This is a genomic window from Parashewanella hymeniacidonis (assembly GCF_016900895.1).
Classification (GTDB): Bacteria; Pseudomonadota; Gammaproteobacteria; order Enterobacterales; family Shewanellaceae; genus Parashewanella; species Parashewanella hymeniacidonis.
On the sequence record NZ_JAFEUN010000003.1, the window covers coordinates 1 to 21,649 of the forward strand.

17 protein-coding genes are annotated in these 21,649 nt (G+C 39.7%); 10 read left to right on the forward strand and 7 right to left on the reverse strand.

Features of this window, described 5'->3' with window-relative positions; translation table 11 throughout:
- A partial coding sequence (locus JQC92_RS01030) for a transposase (RefSeq protein WP_204997895.1) occupies positions 1–945 on the reverse strand: 945 nt, incomplete at its 3' end.
- Between the two features lie 122 nt (positions 946–1,067).
- Here JQC92_RS01030 and JQC92_RS01035 point away from each other — a divergent pair.
- From JQC92_RS01035 to JQC92_RS01070, 8 genes are all read left to right on the forward strand, one after another.
- Complete coding sequence (locus tag JQC92_RS01035; protein ID WP_338049478.1) at positions 1,068–2,873, forward strand: ankyrin repeat domain-containing protein; 1,806 nt, start codon at positions 1,068–1,070, stop codon at positions 2,871–2,873.
- A gap of 74 nt (positions 2,874–2,947) precedes the next feature.
- The gene (locus tag JQC92_RS01040; RefSeq protein WP_204997897.1) at positions 2,948–3,328 is read left to right on the forward strand and encodes a diacylglycerol kinase; all 381 of its coding nucleotides are present in this window, start codon (positions 2,948–2,950) and stop codon (positions 3,326–3,328) included.
- Between the two features lie 43 nt (positions 3,329–3,371).
- The gene (locus JQC92_RS01045; RefSeq protein ID WP_204997898.1) at positions 3,372–4,655 is read left to right on the forward strand and encodes a DEAD/DEAH box helicase; all 1,284 of its coding nucleotides are present in this window, start codon (positions 3,372–3,374) and stop codon (positions 4,653–4,655) included.
- Positions 4,656–4,729: 74 nt separating this feature from the next.
- Entirely contained in the window at positions 4,730–5,368 is a 639-nt protein-coding gene (locus tag JQC92_RS01050; RefSeq protein WP_204997899.1) for a peroxiredoxin-like family protein, read from the forward strand.
- 58 nt (positions 5,369–5,426) lie between these two features.
- Positions 5,427–5,948, forward strand: a complete 522-nt coding sequence (locus JQC92_RS01055) for a GNAT family N-acetyltransferase (protein WP_204997900.1) — start codon at positions 5,427–5,429, stop codon at positions 5,946–5,948.
- 983 nt (positions 5,949–6,931) lie between these two features.
- The gene (gene recG / locus JQC92_RS01060; protein ID WP_204997901.1) at positions 6,932–9,007 is read left to right on the forward strand and encodes an ATP-dependent DNA helicase RecG; all 2,076 of its coding nucleotides are present in this window, start codon (positions 6,932–6,934) and stop codon (positions 9,005–9,007) included.
- An 82-nt stretch (positions 9,008–9,089) separates the two neighbouring features.
- Positions 9,090–9,974 (forward strand): DUF3014 domain-containing protein, encoded by an 885-nt coding sequence (locus tag JQC92_RS01065; protein WP_204997902.1) that lies wholly within the window; start codon positions 9,090–9,092, stop codon positions 9,972–9,974.
- Between the two features lie 219 nt (positions 9,975–10,193).
- Positions 10,194–11,834, forward strand: a complete 1,641-nt coding sequence (locus tag JQC92_RS01070; protein ID WP_204997903.1) for a phosphoethanolamine transferase — start codon at positions 10,194–10,196, stop codon at positions 11,832–11,834.
- Positions 11,835–11,914: 80 nt separating this feature from the next.
- Here JQC92_RS01070 and JQC92_RS01075 read toward each other — a convergent pair whose 3' ends face one another.
- The 3 genes from JQC92_RS01075 to JQC92_RS01085 form a co-directional block, all read right to left on the reverse strand.
- Entirely contained in the window at positions 11,915–12,553 is a 639-nt protein-coding gene (locus tag JQC92_RS01075) for an HAD hydrolase-like protein (protein WP_204997904.1), read from the reverse strand.
- A complete protein-coding gene (locus JQC92_RS01080; RefSeq protein WP_204997905.1) occupies positions 12,553–13,806 on the reverse strand; it encodes a DUF418 domain-containing protein in 1,254 nt (417 codons plus the stop codon). The genes JQC92_RS01075 and JQC92_RS01080 overlap by 1 nt, the downstream gene beginning before the upstream one ends.
- Positions 13,807–14,506: 700 nt before the next feature.
- Entirely contained in the window at positions 14,507–15,703 is a 1,197-nt protein-coding gene (locus JQC92_RS01085; protein WP_204997906.1) for an MFS transporter, read from the reverse strand.
- Between the two features lie 100 nt (positions 15,704–15,803).
- On the opposite strand from JQC92_RS01085, the gene JQC92_RS01090 reads away from it, so the two are divergent.
- Positions 15,804–16,586 carry an AraC family transcriptional regulator gene (locus JQC92_RS01090; protein WP_204997907.1) on the forward strand — a complete coding sequence of 261 codons (783 nt, stop codon included), beginning with the start codon at positions 15,804–15,806 and terminating at the stop codon, positions 16,584–16,586.
- On the opposite strand, the gene JQC92_RS01095 is transcribed toward JQC92_RS01090, so the two are convergent.
- The 3 genes from JQC92_RS01095 to JQC92_RS01105 all read right to left on the reverse strand — a co-directional run bounded on the left by JQC92_RS01095 (position 16,570) and on the right by JQC92_RS01105 (position 19,779).
- Positions 16,570–17,754: an MFS transporter gene (locus JQC92_RS01095; protein WP_204997908.1), complete on the reverse strand. Its 1,185-nt coding sequence runs from the start codon at positions 17,752–17,754 to the stop codon at positions 16,570–16,572. The genes JQC92_RS01090 and JQC92_RS01095 overlap by 17 nt on opposite strands.
- Positions 17,755–18,245: 491 nt before the next feature.
- Positions 18,246–18,563 (reverse strand): hypothetical protein, encoded by a 318-nt coding sequence (locus JQC92_RS01100; RefSeq protein WP_204997909.1) that lies wholly within the window; start codon positions 18,561–18,563, stop codon positions 18,246–18,248.
- Between the two features lie 154 nt (positions 18,564–18,717).
- Positions 18,718–19,779 (reverse strand): hypothetical protein, encoded by a 1,062-nt coding sequence (locus JQC92_RS01105; RefSeq protein WP_204997910.1) that lies wholly within the window; start codon positions 19,777–19,779, stop codon positions 18,718–18,720.
- 296 nt (positions 19,780–20,075) lie between these two features.
- Here JQC92_RS01105 and JQC92_RS01110 point away from each other — a divergent pair, with 296 nt between their 5' ends.
- Positions 20,076–21,647 (forward strand): BCCT family transporter, encoded by a 1,572-nt coding sequence (locus JQC92_RS01110; RefSeq protein ID WP_204997911.1) that lies wholly within the window; start codon positions 20,076–20,078, stop codon positions 21,645–21,647.
- Positions 21,648–21,649: the final 2 nt, after the last annotated feature.

Sequence of the window (21,649 nt, forward strand, 5' to 3'; positions counted from 1 at the left end):
TTCTTGTGCTTGCTCTTGCGTCATCAAAGCACCTGTCTTTAGGTTAATACAAGCAAAGCTTCGACGAACATAACGTATGGCTTTGGCTGCATTGTCGTATTGCACTATCCGTTTTTGGCACTTATATTGGCAGGTGCGTAATTCGTCTTCGGCTTGTTTAAGCGCTTCTTGGTCAGTCCTATCTACACGCTCCAGCTGTTTTTGCATCTGAACCTCTTTCTCAATGTAACGATAGGCAAGACGCTCTAATTTTTGCACCGCTTTGCCTGCAATATACAGGGCATGAAACGCATCGTCTCTTTGCTCTGTTTGGGGAAAAACATCATTGACACCTTTTGCCATTCCTTTCGCTCCATCTTTTACTACATGCATTGGAGACAACCCTTGTTGTTGCGATTGTGTGAGTACCTTAGCCCAAACCTCCCCATCTCGTTTGTTTTCATGTGAGAGTGAGAATAAATAACCATTATCAAGGTCGATTCCAGCTAAAACAGGCGAGCCCTGACTAAACATTTCATCAAGAGCAATACTTTTTATCTTGGAGAGAGGCACTTGCTCGTTAAATTTCTTGGCTTGCTCCTGAGCTTCAACGATGACGCCTTGTATGTACCCGTAACTGACTTTACAACCAGGGAAAAGAACAGGTATTTGCTCTTGTATCGCACGAATAGAGTTAGGGGCGGTTATTGAGAGAGCGACAATCGCACGGCGAAGGTGTGCGACATCAACATAAGCGGTGGTAATAACATCGGGGATATTATCAGAGTTAACAACTTGTTGGATGGCTTTGTTCGCACAAGCTTTAGCGGTGTAAACCGCTTTACGAGAGACATTAAACTCTTCAGCTAATAAAGAAATGTCACCATGGGCTTGGCATGAAAGCGTTTTTAAGAGAAGATCATGCTTGTCTGAGGAGTTGAGAGGTGTTTTGTTCAGAATCGCCATTTTATTTTGATAGTTGTCGTGGTTGACTTATTATCTCAAAAATAAAGCTTTTCTCCTCAGATTTTTCTTCTTAATTTGTTACCCATGTTTGATGGGTTCCGCAGATAAGTTGTGCATTAAATATATCTGTCGATGCTAAACACTATGGCATCACACTGTTACTGCTCGAAAGCGGAATCGAGCCTAATACAACTAATGGGAATGGAAATACGCCCGTTCATTTGGCCGTCATTACTCATCAAATGGCTTTACTTCCTGTTCTTTGCAAAAAAGGGGCAAATATTAACGCCACCAACAAAAAGGGAGAAACCGCATTATTTATAGCGGTTGGAGAACAAAAACTCGCTACAGTACAGGTGCTTTTAGAGTTAAATGCAGACACATCAATAGCTAATAAAGAGGGCCTTACTCCCTTGATGCTCGCAGCTAAAAATAGGAATTTTTTGCTTTGCAAACTTTTGCTCTCAAAAGACGCTGACGTGAATGCTGTAGATAACAAAGGAAATTCAGCACTTCATCACTCGATCATTAAGGGATGCTTAGAGAATTTAGAAGCGATTCTGGAAGCTAACCCCAGATTGACATTAAACCAAGCCGGAGAGTCTCCCCTCAGTTTATTAATCAAAAATCAAAGAGTGATGCGCACAATTTCATATATAAACCATTTAATCACAACAAATCAACTAAGTGCATTAACTGGCATCTGCTTAAGCGGGAAAACAGCTACTGAACTTTATAAGTCCACTTCAAATCTAACAGGATGCCAGCAGCAAGTTCTCTATATCATTCAGTATTGTATAAGAAACAAAGAGCAAATATTCACAAAACGAATTCTATTACAAGATATCCCCAGCATACAGGTACAACTCGCCCACATTCAGGGAATCAGTAAAAAAGTGATAGAATGGGCTATTAAAGGAATTGCCAATGAAAGTATCAGACAACAACCATTTACTCAATTCAACAAACTTCTCGTAGGCATTACTGCAGACGGCTCTGACAGTGAGCGTGAATCATTTCGCTTCATGTTAAATAATGGTGGAGATATCAATGCCTTCAACCCAAATGGCTTATCTATAATTCAAGTTGCAGTACTTTATAACCGCCCAAAACAATTAAAACTCATATTAGACCAAAAGCCCCAAGTAGATACTGTTACTGCAGCATACCGAAAAGCTAAGAATAAAATAACATATTCTGAGAATTCACCAGCGCTCATCATCTGCGCCAAAAAGGGAACGCTTGAGTGTGCAAAACTAATCATAGATTACTATCCGAAAGGAATAGACATCAAAGATAAAAATGGTTGGACTGCATTACAACATGCCGCTAAGCATGGTCATAATGAAATAGCCATATTACTCGTCAACTCAGGAGCGTGCCTTGAAGTCCCTGATGATGTATTGACAAGTCCTGTATTGTTGTCAGCTAAAAGAATTAACCCGCCTTTAACACATTTTTTGCTTCAAAATACCGAGCTAACTGAAGAGTTAGCAGATCAACTGACGAAACAATTTATTCAAAATAACGACCTTTCTACCTTATGTTATTGCTTTACTAAAATGCCTTATCTTTTCTTTGTAAATGCAGATTTAATTGCAATGGCAATAGCGACAAATAATAGTGCTATCGTTCAAATACTCGTAAATAAGGCCATTTCAGACTCGAGTGGCTCGTCCAAACACAAACTTAACTCTGCTGAGGTGGCACATTTAAGCGCAATATCTGCAGGCTTGAAATCTGGAGAAGTGAGGCAATTGATTCAAAATTTAGTGGCTATACTCTCAGTCAAATCTGACGAGTATTCAGTTCAAGAGCTTACCGCTCATAAAATGCCTGACGCTACGACCAACAGAGAACCAGTGAGTCCTGAACAAATCGAACTAAATGTATTTGAGAGGACTGATGAGCCAGAGCATACACAATAACCTAAAAAACATTCTTAGCTTAAAAATTTTATACTATGTTAGAGACAAGTTTGCTATAACATGGATTATCTTAAATGGAGTTTAACAGTAACAACAAACCTACGGGCTTAAGGCGCATTTGGCTTGCTCTACCAAATTCCGTAAAAGGATTTAAATGGCTCATTAATAATGAATCAGCGTTCAAACAAGAAATCATAATGGTCTTAGTAACCATTGTTATTTTAAGTTTCTGGAACATTACTCTTTACGAAAAGTTCGCCATCTTTTGTGCTGCTCTTTTAGTTCTTTTTGCCGAAATCATCAATACAGCAATTGAAGTCACTGTCGACCGAATTAGTTACGAAATGAACCCGCTATCAGGTCTAGCTAAAGACCTAGGCTCTGCAGCTGTCTTCATCAGCCTGTTGATATTTGTGCTCGTTTGGTTAACTGTTATCTATCAAAACCTGCTATAATCCGCCGCCGTTCTGGTTTTTGGGTTATTTTAAGGTTATTGCTATGAACTTTGAGTCATTTAGTTTTCCATCTGAACTGTTACGAGCAGTAGCCGATTGCGGCTATAAAACGCTAACACCAGTTCAACAAAAAGCGATCCCTGCCATTCGCCGTGGCAATGACGTCATCGCCAGTGCACAAACTGGAACGGGTAAAACTGCCGCTTTCTCATTACCGATTCTGCATAAGCTTGTAGAAAACCCAAAGTCAATATCAAAAGCCAATGCTAGAGCCTTGGTACTTGCACCTACTCGTGAGCTTGCCGCTCAAGTAGCTAAAAATATCGAGGCATATAGCAAATATCTACCGATTACTTTAGCCACCGTTTATGGTGGAGTAAAAGCGACCCCACAAGCAGAAAAACTACGTCAAGGTGTGGACATTATTGTGGCAACGCCTGGTCGTCTGCTAGAGCACTTAATGGCTGGAAACATCAGCTTAGCGAACATCGAATTTTTAGTATTGGATGAAGCTGACCGTATGCTGGATATGGGCTTTAGTGCTGATATCCACAAAATTCTGCAGGCCACCAGCAAAGAAAAGCAAAGCATGCTGTTCTCAGCAACATTTTCCGGTGCAGTAAAGCGTCTCGCCAATGACTTGATGAACAAGCCTCAAGTTATCAGTGTTGATAAACAAAACACTACTGCCGAAACCGTAAGCCAGGTGGTTTACCCTGTTGAGCAACGCCGTAAGCGTGAATTACTTTCTGAGCTCATCGGTAAAAAGAACTGGAGCAAAATTCTTGTTTTCAGTGCGACTCGTGAAGATGCGGATCGTTTGAATAAAGAGCTGAATTTAGATGGTATTCCATCTAAAGTGATTCACGGCGAGAAAAACCAAGGTAGTCGTCGTCGTGCTTTGCGTGAATTTGAAGAAGGCAAGCTAAAAGTATTGGTTTCGACCGAAGTTGCTGCTCGTGGTCTCGATATCCAAGAACTTGAATACGTCGTTAACTTCGATATGCCATTTTTAGCGGAAGATTACGTTCATCGTATAGGGCGTACAGGTCGTGCAGGTAAATCAGGTGTAGCGATTTCATTTGTTAGCCGTGAAGAAGAACGTATTTTAAAAGATATTGAAAAGCTTATCGGTCAAAAAATTCGTCGTATCATGGTACCAGGCTATGAAGTAAGTAATCGTGATTTGCTACTGAAACAGCTACAAAAGCGTCGTAGTTTTAGTAAAAAACGTGAACGTACGGATAATGTTCGTGAGCAAGTCGTTGCTGAGAAAAACCTTTCAGGGCGTCGCGTAAAACTCAACGCGACTAAAAAAGCGAAATAATTGAAATAAATGCTCTATTGGGCAGGTCTTTGTTGACGATTTCGACATCAACAACAAAAAAAAGGATCTGCCCCATGCTACGACCAATTGTTGCAGCTTTTGCACTCACAATGAGCTTTAGCCTCGCTGCAAAACCTGTTGCCCATTCTGATAACGACGTTGCACCATTACTTAATGGTCATGATATTCCAGATGTTACTCTTCAAGGCTTAGATGGCAAACCCGTCAACCTTCAAAATCTTGCTCAACAAAAACCAACCATATTCTTTTTCTATCGTGGCGGTTGGTGTCCATTTTGTAATATGCAAATGGGACAGTTACAAGGCATTCAACCTAAACTTATCGAAATGGGTTTTCAGTTAGTTGGCATCTCCCCTGATTCGCCAGAAAAGCTGCGTAAATCGATGACCAAGAATAAGCTTGATTATATGTTGCTTTCTGATTCTGATAATAAAGCGGCACAAGCATTTGGGGTTGCGTTTTACACCAGTAAGAAGGTCACAGCTCGCTATGCTAGAGTTCCTGACTTGAAAGAAAAGCTCGTTGATATTGGCAATGGCGACATGCGCATTATCCTGCCAGTTCCTGCTATTTTCTTGAGTGATAAATCAGGCCTCATTCACTTTCAATATGTGAACCCTAACTTCAGAGTTCGTGCAGAACCTGAATTGCTATTAACAGCTGCAAAACTTGTTGCAGACAAGCAAAAGTAATCGCTTTATCTTGTCATTTGAAAGATAATTGGCGTATTTTCTGAAACTTATCATTAATATGAAAATACGCCCAGCTACGATAAATGATCTCGCTACACTCGCTCAATTAGAAAAAACTCACCTTAACGCCGAGCTGTCATCAGCTTCAGAACAAATGCTTGGACAAGGGTTTAGCTTGAATGATCTCAAATCGTTTCTAAATCATGGCTGGATAGTCGTTGCTGAAGTTGACTCAAATATCGTCGGGTATGTCATCGCTGCAGATTGGAAGGCATTTACACATTGGCCTATCTATAAAAGCATCCTCAAACACGTTTCACTTGAGCATCCTCAGTTTTCAGACAAAAACAGCTGCCAATATGGTCCTATATGGATACATCAAAATCATCGTGGCCACTCTATTTTTGAACAACTCGTTACTGAGATAAAACGATTGAGCTCTAGTCAATATCAGCACATGATGACCTTCATTGCTGAAGAGAATCAACACTCTTACTTCGCTCATACTAAAAAAGGAAAAATGCAGGTATTGGACTTTTTTGAATTTGAAGATCGTGGTTATTATCTGTTATCTCTATGAAAGTAATTGTTTTAAAAATCATGTTCACTCATAAAGATTAAGCCCTTTTAATTTTACTCTAAACATCGATTACCCCATACTAATCAGTACCATGATGACGTCTAAGTCTTTTCTAAATAGAGTATTAACATGTCTCTAACTTCAGATTATGTAGCGAGATACATCAATCAAAACCCAAATAGCTTGCGCCCAAGAGGCACTGGAGACGGCGCCTATGTTCTATACCCATGATACCTGAAGATGCTCGATTTCAGCGAGAATGCACAACTTGTTAATCAAGGCGACGGTGTGCGGCAATAGTGAACTATTGTTAGCACTGGCAACGAAGAGTAACACGCTGTGCAACTCGCACTGCGTGGACTTCTCAGCGCCAATTCTTCTTTGTTACATTAGCTCGAAAGAATCCCGATATTCCTTCGCTAATGCGCCTCAAAGAATTGGCGCTTAAAAAGTCCTGAAACATGCATCTTCAAGTATCATGGGTATATACATTAATGATCAATATAAATTCAATATCCTCTGCAGTAATAAAGAACGTGATCGAATGAACTCAGATTGGTTTGAGTATAAGCCCGTCTTCGTCGAGCAAGCCATAGGCCCAAAACAAGACTGGTTGGACACTCTATCCAGTTGCTACCCCAAGCCAGAACAGTAACGTCGTGAAAAAAGCATTAGTAACATTTTATCCAATGACTTTGGAGCAAACGGATATTTCTTACCTTCATTCACATATAAGTAAAACTGATGAAATTGAGGAAACCGAATTATGAACTCTAACTTTGTAATGATTTAAGTGCTTATTAATATTGAAATCAATAAAGTACCTCAACATTCAACCATCACCCAGTCAATCTATTAAGCTTGTCCTACTACTATTAAACGGTCACTATTCGCACGATTTAGAATGAATTTAATTTCAAATTGTCAAAGCCATCCATTCTGTTAATATATGTATAAATTCACAGTACTTGGATGCGAATATCTTGCAGCGATTGGATCAAACCCCAATAACCGAGCTCAAAGGAGTTGCAAAAAAGGTTGCCGAAAAACTCGACAAGCTAAGTATTCGCACGGTTCAAGATCTGTTGTTTCACTTACCTTTACGCTATGAAGATCGCACTCGAATCTATCAAATTGCAGATTTAATGCCAGGAATGCACGGTACAGTTCTCGCTGAAATTCAGTCTTCAAAAATCATTTATGGGCGCAAACGTATGCTGACCTGTGATGTGAGAGATGAGACAGGAAATTTAACGCTACGCTTTTTTAATTTTTCAGCAGCTCAGCACAACTCCATGCTTAAAGGCCGCATGATTAAAGCCTATGGTGAGTTAAAAGCAGGGAAATATCAGGCCGAAATCATTCACCCTGATTATCGAATTCAAAGCGCTGAACAACCCATTGATTTGGCAGAGACCTTAACACCAATTTACCCTTCCACTGAGGGGTTAAAACAAGCAAGTTGGATAAAACTCACCGATCAAGCACTCGATATGCTTAACGACGGTGGTCTTACTGAATTGTTACCTCCAGAGTTAAGGCCTAATCAAGTATCCTTAGCCGATGCGATTCGAACTCTGCACCGACCAACTTGTGATGTGTCGTTATTTGATCTAGAAAACGGCACACACCCAGCGCAACAACGTCTCGTACAAGAAGAGTTGTTAGCGCATAACCTCAGTATGCTGAAATTGAGGCACAAAAGTAATCAAGATGCAGCGAAACCTGTTACCGCTTCAGGTCAGTTACTTAATCCGTTTTTAAAAGAGTTGCCATTCAAACCGACGAATGCCCAACAACGAGTCGTTGCCGAAATATGCCAAGACTTAGAACAAACATCACCTATGATGCGTTTAGTCCAAGGCGATGTAGGCTCTGGAAAGACATTAGTTGCCGCTCTCGCAGCATTACAAGTCATCGAAAATGGTTATCAAGTTGCGCTGATGGCACCAACAGAACTGCTCGCAGAGCAGCATGCCAATAATTTTAAAGAATGGTTTGAACCTCTCGGACTCAGTGTCGGCTGGCTAGCAGGTAAAATCAAAGGAAAGGCAAGAGAGCAATCACTAGAAAGTATTAAGAGCGGCAGTGCTCATATCGTTATTGGCACTCACGCTATTTTTCAAGAGTCGGTTGAATACAAAAACCTCGCCCTAACTATTATTGATGAACAACATCGCTTTGGTGTTCATCAGCGATTGGGCTTGAGAGAAAAAGGGGTTCATCAAGGCTTTTATCCGCATCAGCTGATCATGACGGCGACACCAATCCCAAGAACTTTGGCCATGACAGCTTACGCCGACCTTGATACTTCCGTTATCGATGAGTTACCACCAGGACGTACACCAGTGACAACTGTTGCCATTGCCGACAGTCGACGCCAAGATGTGATTGAACGAGTGAGGCTTGCAGTAACTCAGGATAAACGCCAAGCATACTGGGTTTGTACTCTGATTGACGAATCTGAAGTACTTGAATGTCAAGCAGCTGAAGACACCGCTGAGGAACTAAAACAGCAATTACCGGAACTAAAGATAGGACTGGTTCACGGACGCCTTAAAAGTAGCGAAAAACAAGCGATCATGGATCAATTCAATACAGGTGAAATTGATTTACTCGTTGCGACGACCGTTATTGAGGTTGGTGTAAACGTACCTAACGCAAGTTTGATGATTATTGAAAATCCAGAACGCTTGGGGTTAGCACAGTTACATCAATTAAGAGGTCGTGTTGGTCGTGGTGCCATCGAAAGTCATTGTGTAATGCTTTATAAATCACCATTGACTCTAACGGCTAAGCAGCGTTTAGGCGTACTGAGACAAAGTAATGATGGTTTTGTTATCGCACAAAAAGATCTTGAAATACGAGGCCCTGGCGAAGTTCTTGGTACAAAACAAACAGGTTTAGCAGATATGAAAGTCGCTGATTTAACTCGAGATCAAGCGCTAATTCCACAAGTGCAAAAATTGGCTGGCCACGTTTTGAGTCAAGCACCAGAAAACGTCGATGCACTTATCCAACGTTGGCTTGGTGATAGAGATAAATACGTACAAGCGTAATCAAATGAAACAAATGGCGGATTGACATTCACATTCAATTCAGCATGATTGAGAGCATGACGCTCAGGAAGTAGGAAGAGATATGCAAGCAAATCAAGATGACAGAATTACCCAGTCAGAGACGACCAAGGGCGGCAAAGGTGTTGTTATTGCCGTTGCTGCCTTACTAGCGATTGCTGCTGTTGGTGGGTATTACTACTTAAATCAACCTGAAGAGCCAACTCAGACTCAAACACCAGAAGACACGACGGTTCAAGTGCCTGATGTGCTTCCTGAAAAGCCAATTCCTACAGAGACGATTCCTGAACCAGAGCCTGAACCTGAAGTCAAAGCACCGGAACCTCAGCCAGAACCAATAAAAGAAGAGCCAAAACCGGCGAAACCTGAATTACCAAAGTTAAATCAGAGTGACGCCTTTGTTCGCGAACAAACTCTCGAGGCCTTTAAAGGGCTTTCGATTAACAATGTGCTGTTGAATAAGAACCTAGCTCGCCAGTTTGTTGTTTTTGTTGATAACTTAGCCCATGGTGAGTTGGCTCGTAAAGCTAGCCCATTAGTTGGCCCTAATCAAAGTTTTGATGCATTAGATGTTACTGACAAAATTTACTTAGATCCAGACAGTTATCATCGATACGACATGTATGCTGACTTATTACAAACAATGAACACTCAGTCTATCGTCAGTTCGTATAAACTGTTATTGCCTATTTTAAACGACGCATTTGCGGAGTTAGGCTATGAAGACGTCACATTTAATCAACGCATTAAAGCGGCAATCAAAGAAATGCTCAATGCACCGATTATTGAGCAACCTATTGAACTGACTTCAATCAGCGTTAATTACAAATTTAAAAATGCAAATTTAGAAGCTCTACCAGATGCTCAAAAGTTGATGATCAGAATGGGACCAGAAAACACCCGAAAAGTGAAAGCAGCGCTTAGAGAAGTACTTAAAAAACTGCCTTAACCCGTTATATCAATTACAGCAAAAGATATTGTCCGAAAAGCAATGCTTCTTTCTCCATAGAAGCATTGCAATACCTTCTGTTATTAAATCTCATATCAATCCAGAGCACCCATTTTTAATGACTTTCTTTGTATAAAGACGTTAAAGGTGAACTAAACTCCTTAATAGTTGTCAGTTTATTCGGCATGTTTTTATATTATTAAGGTGTAAGGGCACTCTATGAAGTTACTTACTATGGGAAAATCTTTATCCTATTCTAGCCTCGCTTTCATTACCGCTCTTTACTACACGACAATTGTAAATATCCCCGTATATGCCGAACTAAGAACTATTTTTGACCATTCTCAAGCGGTAAAAATAGGTTTTATCATTTCTATACCTATTCTTTTCTTGGCTGTATTTAACTTAGTTTTTAATCTATTCAGTTGGCCTTATCTTACAAAACCTATCTTTGTATTATTATTAATTTCATCTTCAATGGTGAGTTATGCAAGTTTCAATTATGGCACGCTATTCGATAGAAGCATGATGGAAAATATTTTTGAAACAAATTCAGGGGAGGCTCTAAGTTATCTTAGCTGGAGTTCGATTGGCTGGATATTTTTGATGGGCGTTATTCCTGCTCTGATACTGATAAAAACTCCTATAAATAAAAAACAAACCTTCATAAAGCTTCTATTATCGAAATCTATTTCAATAATTATCTCAGTGCTTACGGTAGTTCTGATTGCGAGCTTATATTATCAAGATTATGCGTCTGTCGGCCGAAATCACAAGTTACTAAATCGGCTTATTATTCCAACTCAATACGTTTACAGCACAATAGAATATTTAACTAAGACCTATTTATTACCTCCTCTTACATACAAACAACTGGGCACAGATGCAGTCCAAGCTCCAACAGCTTTGATAACTGCAAGTAAAAAACCGACATTACTTGTTTTTCTGGTTGGTGAAACCGCAAGAGCTCAAAATTATCATTTAGATGGGTACAAGCGAAATACTAACCCTTATACCGAAAAGCAAAACGTAATTGCGTTTCAACATGTGACCTCATGTGGAACTGCCACAGCAATTTCGGTGCCCTGTATGTTTTCAGCACTCCCAAAAGCGGACTATAACGCTAGAAGAGCGGCGCAACAGGATAATCTCATTGACATCTTGAATAGAGCCAAAGTAAGTACTTTTTGGCTTGATAACGATGAGGGCGATAAGGACGTAGCCAAGCATACTCGAGAAAAAGAATTAGATACATCTCAAGGTAATCAAGAGTGCGATTGTCGCTCATGTCACGATATTGAATTACTGGATGGTTTTAAAAAATATGTTCAAACACTAACAGGAAATCGAGTCTTCTTTATGCACATGATGGGAAGCCACGGTCCAACCTATTTTCAACGTTATCCTAAAAACAGAGCAAAATTTCAACCAGACTGTCAGCGCTCAGATATTGAAAACTGTAGCATCGAACAAATCACCAATTCCTATGACAACACCATTTTATATACCGACTTTTTCATGTCTCAAGTCATCAATCAATTGAAGTCGATGCAAAACCAATTTAATACCGCTTTGTTTTATATCTCTGATCATGGAGAGTCTTTAGGAGAAGATGGGCTGTTTCTTCATGGTACACCTTACTCTTTAGCCCCAGACTATCAAACTCATGTTCCACTAATTTTTTGGGCATCGAAAGGTTTTGAACAAACCAAACATTTGAATCGAGAATGTTTACTCCAGCAAGCAAAAACACAACATTTATCTCAAGATTATGTCTTTCACTCTGTTTTAGGGATTATGGATATCAAAACTAGGGCCTACAATACCAAGCTGGATATTTTTGCAGCTTGTAGAAAATGAATACCTTAATACTTAGCTTAACGTTTCCCAATAAGCATCTGTGGATATAGGCACGCCGAATATTCATCTAAGCATTTGCATTAAGCAGGCTGAATTAGAGACATTAGCTCACCGGCGTACTCAAAAATATAATCGGGTTGCTCACTTTCAATTTCTTGTATCGATCCATAACCCCATAAAACCCCTGAGGTTTTCAATCCAGAATGTTTTGCGGCAGTGATATCGACTGCACGATCACCAATCATTATCGTATCTTCGTCAACGAGCCCTTGGTGTTTTAGATCTACAATTTGCTGCCACTTTTCGACACCAACCTCACCCCCACTAACAAACTCGAAGCAATCAAGTAAATCAAAATGTTCAAGTATTTTAACAGCGAATCGCTCTGGCTTTGATGTACAAACGGCTACAGAAATATTTCTCTTTTTTAATTCAAGAAGAATCGATTTAACGCCGTCATAAAGCTGGTTTTCTTTGTAACCTAATACAGCAAAACGTTCTCGATATTTAGTGACTAAGGCTAGGATGTGCGCCTTGTCATCAGTTTGGGTGATATCACTGAAGGTTTTATCCAACGGAGGACCAATATAGTTAGCCAGTTCAATTTGCGAAGATTGTGAGTAACCAAAAGCTTCTAAAGCGTAATTGATACTATTAGCGATCCCCTCTAAGGGATCACTAATCGTTCCATCCAAATCAAACAATAATTTAATCGCCATTAAGCCAACTCAGGCTGACGTAACTTAAGAATATTGACAAAACTGCGATACGTTAAACAGCGCCACAACCATTCCATCGGTCCATATTGAAAGTATTTCAGCCAAATACTGGCGATACCTAATTGTGTTAAGGCAATACACAGAGTGATGAATACAAGTTCAGTTCTGTCAACATGACCAAACCACGCTAAACCAACGCCCCAAAATAAAAACACGCCAATAACAGATTGCATCAAATACATAGTGAGTGCCATTCGCCCTACTTTTGAGACAGCTTGCGTCCAACGAGCAAGTTCTGAGCGGTTCAGTAAGAGTTGCACTAAAGCGATGTAACCTAACACCATAAATGGCGAGCTAATCACAATGAATGTATTTCCTAAACCAAAATATTGTTGAGGGTCACTGTAATCATGAGAATAGTTATAAATAAGCCCTAGACAACTTACAATGACTCCGATTGCGATACCTATCATGGCCGACATTTTATAGGACTTTTCAGACCACTTTTCGGTTAAAAAGCCATTTTTATAAAGTAGGAAACCAAGTGCAATCATAGCGCCAGCTCTGACTAAACCAGAAATGCTATCCATCATAAGTAACAGTAGCACCCCCATTCCCATATCTTTACCATCTAGGGTTAGTGACTCACCAAAATCAGTAATATCAGATATGGAGCCACGATAAATCTGAACAATTTGATTGATCTGCTCTACGGTTGGCTTAAAGAAAACCAACATCTGTGACAACTCAGTCTGAGAAAGATCCCCTGCATCAAAACTCGTGCCTAACGCACCTAATATGACGATTGAATACAATACGACAAATAAAATCGTGAGCCCTTTTTTTGAACTCCCAAGAAATGGAAATAACACCATCCCCCAAGCAGCATAGAACATTAAAATATCACCAGACCAAAGGTAATTCAGATGAAGGTATCCGAATATCAGCAACACAAAAAGCCTGATATAAATCGTTCCTGCGCCTCTCTGCTTTTCAACACAAGGTTCTGACTTAAATTTTTCATAAAGTAAAGCCAGACCAGCACCAAATAATACTGAAAAGATCCCCATGAATTTTTGATCTGCGAAAATATAAAACAGACTAAACCAAAAGTGGTTCAGCGTATTATCGCCATGAAAAGCTTGTGGGTTAATATAAGCTGAAAACGGCATAGAAAACGCCACTAAATTCATTAGAGGCAAGCCTAAAAGTGCGAATCCTCTCAATACATCAAGAGCGTCAATCCGTTGCATAGTATTATTTTGTTATAGATTTGTGACATCACCTTAAAGTTTTCTACTCTTAAAATCAAAAGCGAATAATCAAACCCCAGTTTACCTCACTGACTGAAACACTTCATTTCTTACAATTGCGTTTATACAAAGTACGTGTACTCATATCAATGAATCATTTAATGGTTGGGAGCGATATGAGCTTTATGACTCTCTTTTACTCGCCCTTTAAGCTGTATCAATCGGTAAGTATTTAGAGGTAATAATGCGCAATGAAGAATCCAAATCGGCGGTAAATGCCTGCTAACAGCATAAGAAATACATAATACGTTGCATGTGATTGCGAAAACTCGCAACTTTGTCATGTCTGTGTCAAAAAAAGAAAGAAAAAAAATGAAGCTGCGGCGCCAATTACTTCTCTCATATCCGCAGCAGAAAAATCAATGGAAAGTGTAAACATAATCAACTCTAATGCTCTAAAAATAAGACAACGAGACGGTAAAGTTTTATGCTTTAAATCGCAAATTAATGATTATTTATTACGAATTCACTTTCTAACACCGCTATTTGTTTGAAAAAGTTATAAGCATTAAAAAACAATTAACTACCACAGTATTGATGATTGCCTAGCCTGATGAGTAATTACAAAGTTGGGTCTGTTATACCTGTCTATAAAATTCTTATTATCAATAAGTTTGGGCTCGACTTCTCCTTGGTAAACCTAATTCACAGTACTCACAGCCTGATTAAATGATTTCTCCTTTATCAATACCATTGATAACCCAGCCATCACCGAAGCAACTGTAAAGAAAAATAAAAGCCCAAAAAGTACTTTAAAATGACTAACAGGGTTATAAGTCGAGGCCAATAACCAATAAGCTGCAGTCGCACTTCCTAAGGATAACGTGTATTTCAAAGCATAGAATAGAGAGCGCCACTTATCATGGGCATGCTTTCCAATGATAAAATCATTAATAGGAAGCTGAGCCATAATAAAAAACACACTAATGCCAAGTACAACGAGTGAAACTTGAAATACTGCCATAATGCCAAATGTAATTGCTTGTATTGCCACAATGGTGAATAGGAGTTTTTCAGCCTGAAAGCGATGCAATAATTCACCGACTACAAGCTGAGCTAACGAAGCCACGAATAAAACCGTCGTTGCGATACCTCCAATTTGTACGAGTGAATATGCTTTAAGCGTATCCTCAACACTGAGTATTTTGGGCAACCCCGTGGTTAAACTATTAAACGCTAAACCACCACAAGCCGCTATAACTAAGATACAAGAAAAAATAGCTTTCATATTTACAGGTTCAGGTTCAGGCATATTTTGCTTACCTAGACTGTTACTATTGGTATATGCCTTAAAGCCTTTTAAATAAAACAGCCCTATAATAAAACACACAACTCCTGGAATAATAAAAGCCCAACGCCAACCGAATTGTGTCGCAAAAAAACTGCTGCATACTGCTGCAATCGCCAACCCAAAGTTTCCATATACCCCGTTTATAGCAAGCAATCGTCCTGACTTTTTTGATAAGCCATAAATAATAGATAAACCCACAGGGTGATAAATTGCAGAAAACAAGCCAATAAATCCAGTAGAAACCATCAAGGAAAACGGTGATTGACTCACACCAGCCATCACACAGGCTAGTGCTGAACCAAAGAAAAAAATCGCCATCACTTTAGCCCGACCGAGTCTATCGGCAAGCCAACCAGAGGGTAAAACCCCGACCCCATACATTAACGCACCGAAGCTACCCAATTTCAGTAATTGTGGGTAACTCATCTGCCAAGGTTTCACTAAAAATAGAGCAACGGTTGGGAATATCAAAACTAAATAATGTGTCAGTAGGTGACCCATGTTCAGCAGTGAAAAGTGATGTCGGTGATCTCTTTCCATATCCATGGTTATGATCTCTTTCGATTCATGTTTAATGTAAATTTAGAAAGAAATTACGATCAACTCTAGCTACAATTAAGACAATAAATGGTAGTTATCGGACAAAATGAAAACGAGCAGCGAACGGTATCAATTTCAATTACTTGAACAGCACCATAATGTTCAAGCAACTGGTAATTTGTATCAAACAAAACAAAAAGTAATTTGGCATCAGCACAGTACAGCGCAGTTTTTATATGCTGCGAGTGGCGTGATTAGAGTTACAACACATCAAGGCTGTTGGGTTGCTCCTTCATTAAGAGCGATTTGGATTCCAGCAAATACTGAGCACCAGCTTGAAATAGTGAAAGCTGCTGCAGTAAAGAGTTTGCTTATAACAGAACAGTATCAACAAAGTCATTTACCGACACAATGCCAAGTTATTACCGTATCATCATTATTGAGAGAAATCGTTTTACATTGCCATTCACAAGAGTGGCCAGTGGATGCCCCACAAAACCAACGACTTATTGAGGTTTTCTTTGATCAAATTAAATTGATGTCAGTTGAACCTCTTTTATATCCTAAAAGCTCTCACCCCAAAATAAAGCTCATCATCAACCATTTCTTAGAACAGCCACATGTGACTACCTCAATCGAGCATTGGGCCAATAACTTTCATATGAGCGTAAGAAGTTTATCTCGGCTGTTCAGTAAAGAAATGAATATGGGATATCGTCAATGCCGCTTACAAATCCGCTTAATCAGAGCTATCGAATTACTCGCACAAAACAAATCGGTCACCGAAGTAAGCTACAGTCTTGGATTCAGTAACGAAAGTAACTTCATTCGGTTATTCAAATCTGCTTTTGGAGTCACACCGAAACAATACTTTAATGCGAATTGCTGATGCGACTCAATGACGCTAATCGATAGATAAAAATTGAGAAAACCATTGAAACTATCGTTACAGCAGCGAGAAGTTGATACATAAAAATAAAGTCGTTTGAATGCTGCAAGCTTAAAGCCACTAGCCAATATGCGACAGCCGCAACGCCAAGAAATACCGTATATTTGACAGCATAAACAGTGGATCGCCAACTGTCGTGAGAGCGTTGTCCAATAATGACATCATTGATGGTTATTTGAGCAAAGGTCAAAAAAAGTATTGCTGCAATTAACAGCATAGATTGCGGCAATACGTTAAGCATTGCCAATGCAAGTACTTGTAAAAAAACAACACTGAGCAGTAACTTTTCAGGCCGAACTCTATCTAATAACTCCCCGATGACTACTTGTGAAACAGATGCAAATAGTAAAAGTCCCGTAACAACCGAACCGATATGCGTCAACGAGTCTGTTTTGAATTCGTCAAACCGCGTTAGAATTTTTGGCAGTCCAGTAATAAACGCATTAGAACTCAACCCACCACAAATTGAAGTCACAACGATACAAGATAAAATTTTAATGACCGCTTTTGGAGTCTGTTCATGCTCAGAGTGTGATTCTACTGACGTTGCATGATATTTATTCTTACTCACAACAATGAAAATGAATCCCGCAAGTATCGCAATCACACCTGGTAAAATGAATGCAATACGCCAACTAAAGTAGTGCGCCAGAGCAGCAGTCCCAATCGCAGCCATGGATAAACCGATATTTCCAGCAATTCCATGTAATGCGAGTAATCGCCCGGGTTTATCCGATAACCGATAGACTAATGCAATTCCAACAGGATGATATATCGCACCGAAAACCCCAATAGCAATAAGCGCCATGCCTAACTGAGTCGGCGTTTGAGTAAAGCCCGCAGCCAAAGATGCTAACCCAATCCCAATGAAAAAAATATTCAGCATTTTATGACGGCCTATTTTGTCGGCCAGCCACCCCGCTGGAATAACGCTCACGCCGTACGCCATAGCGCCAAAACTTCCAAGCTTTAACAATTCTGGATAAGATATATTCCATAGTTTAGTCAAAAACAATGCAGCAGTAGGAAATATCAGAACGAGATAATGGTTTAGGGCATGCCCAAGATTAAGCAGTACAAATTGCTGAATCGCAGCTTTTGATTTCATAGGTGTACTAAATGATAAACAGTATTTATAACTGTATAGCAGAATATGTAGACCTAAGCTGAATGCTTAATCAATTATATTGATAAAAATAAGCAATAAACAGTACAGTTAAGAATGTCCATGACACAACAAACAACTACGATTTTTATTGATATACCCATTATGATACTTGAAGATGCATGTTTCAGGACTTTTTCAGCGCCAATTCTTTGATGCGCATTAGCGAAGGAATATCGGGATTCTTTCGAGCTAATGTAACAAAGAAGAATTGGCGCTGAGAAGTCCACGCAGTGCGAGTTGCACAGCTTGTTACTCTTCGTTGCCAGTGCTAACAATAGCTCACTATTGCCGCACACCGTCGCCTTGATTAACAAGTTGTGCATTCTCGCTGAAATCGAGCATCTTCAGGTATCATGGGTATATACATATCGAACATAACTTGTTTATATGGACCAGACTTTGCAAATTGATTCAGAAAACTATTAGGGTTTTTAAGGCATTGTTGACGACAAACTTATATCGCCAATGGTCAAAATTAGGGGCATTTGGCTTTTAAGTAAATACTTAACTGCTTTTTGTTTTTGTCCTATTCTTGCGTAGGTTTCTGCAAGTGTAAAATTAACACCAAGGACAGCAAAAGGCGCAACTTTAGGGTTAAATGTACAGCCAGGTACCGCTTTATTACAGCCATATCGGTCGTAAAATGCCATCAATGCGTTCTCAATTGCGACCAATGCCCAAGTGATGATAATTTTCGCTTTGAAGGTTTTAGTGATTGACCATAAAGTAAGTTTATCTAATGATTCCATTGAACTTCCCCTCGAGTTGAATGAGCGAGATTATTCAACAGAAGCATTAGAAAAACGTGTCCAAACCTGTGATATCAAATAAAAAGTTAAACTCGAGAACTCAGGTTAAGTTCCCACTTTTATAGGTGGTTAATAAAATCAATAATCGTCTGATTTAAAAATAAAAATCAAAACTCAAATAAGTCGCAGCAAAATCGCCTTCGAACACTTGACCATTTCTATCGACATACCCATTTTGATCTAAGTATTCGAGGTATATCCAACCGGGACCATAGTTATAAGTAATACCTGGAGCCCATGCCGTAACGGTATCTACAGTCGAACCTTCGGTGTCAGGTTTGGCTTGAGTCACATCAACATAAAAGTTCCACTCATCCCACTTATAACCCATTTCAATAGCTAATCTTTGATTTTTGATTTCTGAAACGGTTAAGTTTTGCTGCTGAACATAACTTTCAGGCAATGTTCTTTGAGCATCAATGTATTCGGCTTTAGTATAAAAATTACCGAACTGTCCGAGGTAATAAAGCGCCCACGCAGAATGTTTACCGTCTTCTTGATTTGAAATAAGATCTTCAAGTTTCCCAGATTGAAATGAGGCGCCTACTCTCTGATTTTCAGTAAGTGGGTATTGTACATCTGCGACTCCCGTTTTGATTTTACGGTAAGTGGTGCTGCTTCCCCAATGACGGTTATCATCTGTGGTATCTGTTGAGGTTTTTCCCCAATCATCAGCAAGAAAATAAGCTAAATTAACATCTACTCCTTTTACTGATGAGATTAATTTAACTCCTGTATCCATTTGGTCACCGTAACCCGCCTCTAGCATATCACCAGGCCAAAAGTTGATGGTTTTCCAGCCGAAAGGAACTTGGCTTTTACCAATAAGGATTTTATTATTTTCTGATAAATCAAAACCTATCCATGCTTTGTGAAGAGCGACATTATCGCCGGTACTATTATTATCTACATCAGTAAAACTACCGGGGCCTACTCTTAACTCAGCTGAATAGGACCAATTGCCTTTATCTTTATCAGCTTTACCGTCCGCATAAAGCACAAAAGCTTCGTTCCCTAAATTACCATTTGAGTCTTTGTCATGCTTTACATTTTCATAATTAAACCAAACTCCCCCGCTTATTTGGTTAGAACAAAACGCAACAGGCGCAACAAACAGTGCACTACAAATCATCAGTGTGCGAGTAAACAACTTCATATCTCAATTCATCATTTAGTTAGAGGGCGAACTATTCTAATGAAATTGCTTTTTGAGTTTGTGATTAGCCTCTCAGTTGTAAAAAACTTCACTTTCAAATAAACCATTATGTTACCAGCCACTAGTGACTTTCAGCATGCATTTATATACCATCGGTTCAAAATTCATACTCAAGTCAACTTAATTAGTGTTGTGACTAATTACTCTTCTTTCAAAGCGTGTTTTATTTTTTAAGTTAGACAAATTTTCACTTCTGCCTAATGATGTAATGACTTGTGCTCTTATCGAGATACGTAATGAGTAAAAAAATTGATCGGTACAGTATCGATAATACTGACTACACCATTGGCCAAGATAATGTGCAAAAATGGGGGTTCGATGTTCACAATCCTGTATTCGGATTCAGCATTGCCATTATTGCTCTGTTTCTAATTACCGCTGCGCTTGTTGAACCAACGACAGCAAAACAACTCTTAGACGGCGTAAAATGGGACATCATTAACAACTTCGACTGGCTCTTCATTTGGTCAGCCAACTTCTTTCTAGTCTTCATTATCGCCATTGCACTTTCCCCGTTTGGGAAAATACGCCTAGGCGGCAATAAAGCAACGCCTGAGCATTCAACGTGGACATGGTTAGCCATGCTGTTCGCCGCAGGCATGGGCATTGGTCTTGTTTTCTGGGGTGCTGCAGAGCCCGTCGCCTACTTCACAGGCTGGTTTCATACACCATTAAATGTAACCCCTAATACACCAGAAGCCGCTAAATTAGCTTTAGCAGCCACCATGTATCACTGGGGACTGAACCCTTGGGCCATCTATGGCATTGTTGCACTATCATTAGCTTTTTTTACTTATAACAAAGGCTTACCATTATCTATGCGCTCTGTTTTCTATCCAATTTTAGGCGATAGAGCTTGGGGCTGGATGGGTAACGTTATTGATATTCTCGCAGTGATTGCCACCTTATTTGGTTTAGCGACATCTTTAGGGCTGGGTGCCCAGCAAGCTGCGGGCGGTATCAACTATGTATTTGGCATTGAAAATGGCCTAGGCTTACAAGTCGGTATCATTACTTTCGTCACCTTAGTGGCAGTGTATTCTGTGTGGCGCGGTATTGATTCAGGCGTTAAGTTATTGAGCAATATCAATATGATTATCGCTTTTGCTCTGCTCGCTGTCGTAACCATCATTGGCTATCATGTTTCGTTTGCATCCATCTGGACAACCTTAACTGGCTATATCGAAAACATTCTTCCATTAAGCAATACCTTTGGTCGTGAAGATACCGGCTGGCTTCATGGGTGGACGGTCTTCTATTGGGCTTGGTGGATTTCTTGGTCACCATTTGTTGGTATGTTCATTGCCAGAGTCTCTAAAGGCAGAACGATCAGAGAATTTGTGGTTGCAGTTTTACTTATCCCAACGCTCGTAACGCTCATATGGATGTCAGTATTTGGTGGTTTGGCTATCGATCAAGTAATGCATAAAGTAGGAGAGTTAGGAACCAAAGGGCTCACGGATATCTCACTGGCTATGTTTCAAATGTTTGACCATTTAATTTGGGGTAAATTTTTATCCGTGATAGCTGTTGCACTGGTTCTGGTATTCTTTGTCACCTCATCTGACTCTGGTTCACTGGTGATTGATAGCATTACTGCTGGAGGCAAAATGGATGCGCCAGTTACCCAACGTGTGCTTTGGGCATTAATTGGTGGCTTAATTGCCGTTGCTTTGCTGTGGATTGGTGGCGCTAATGCATTACAAGCGATGCAAGCCGCAATTATCTCAACCGCACTCCCATTTACGCTTATCTTACTGTGTATGTGTTTAAGCTTATATCTCGGCTTAAAAACAGAAAAGTTTTAGAG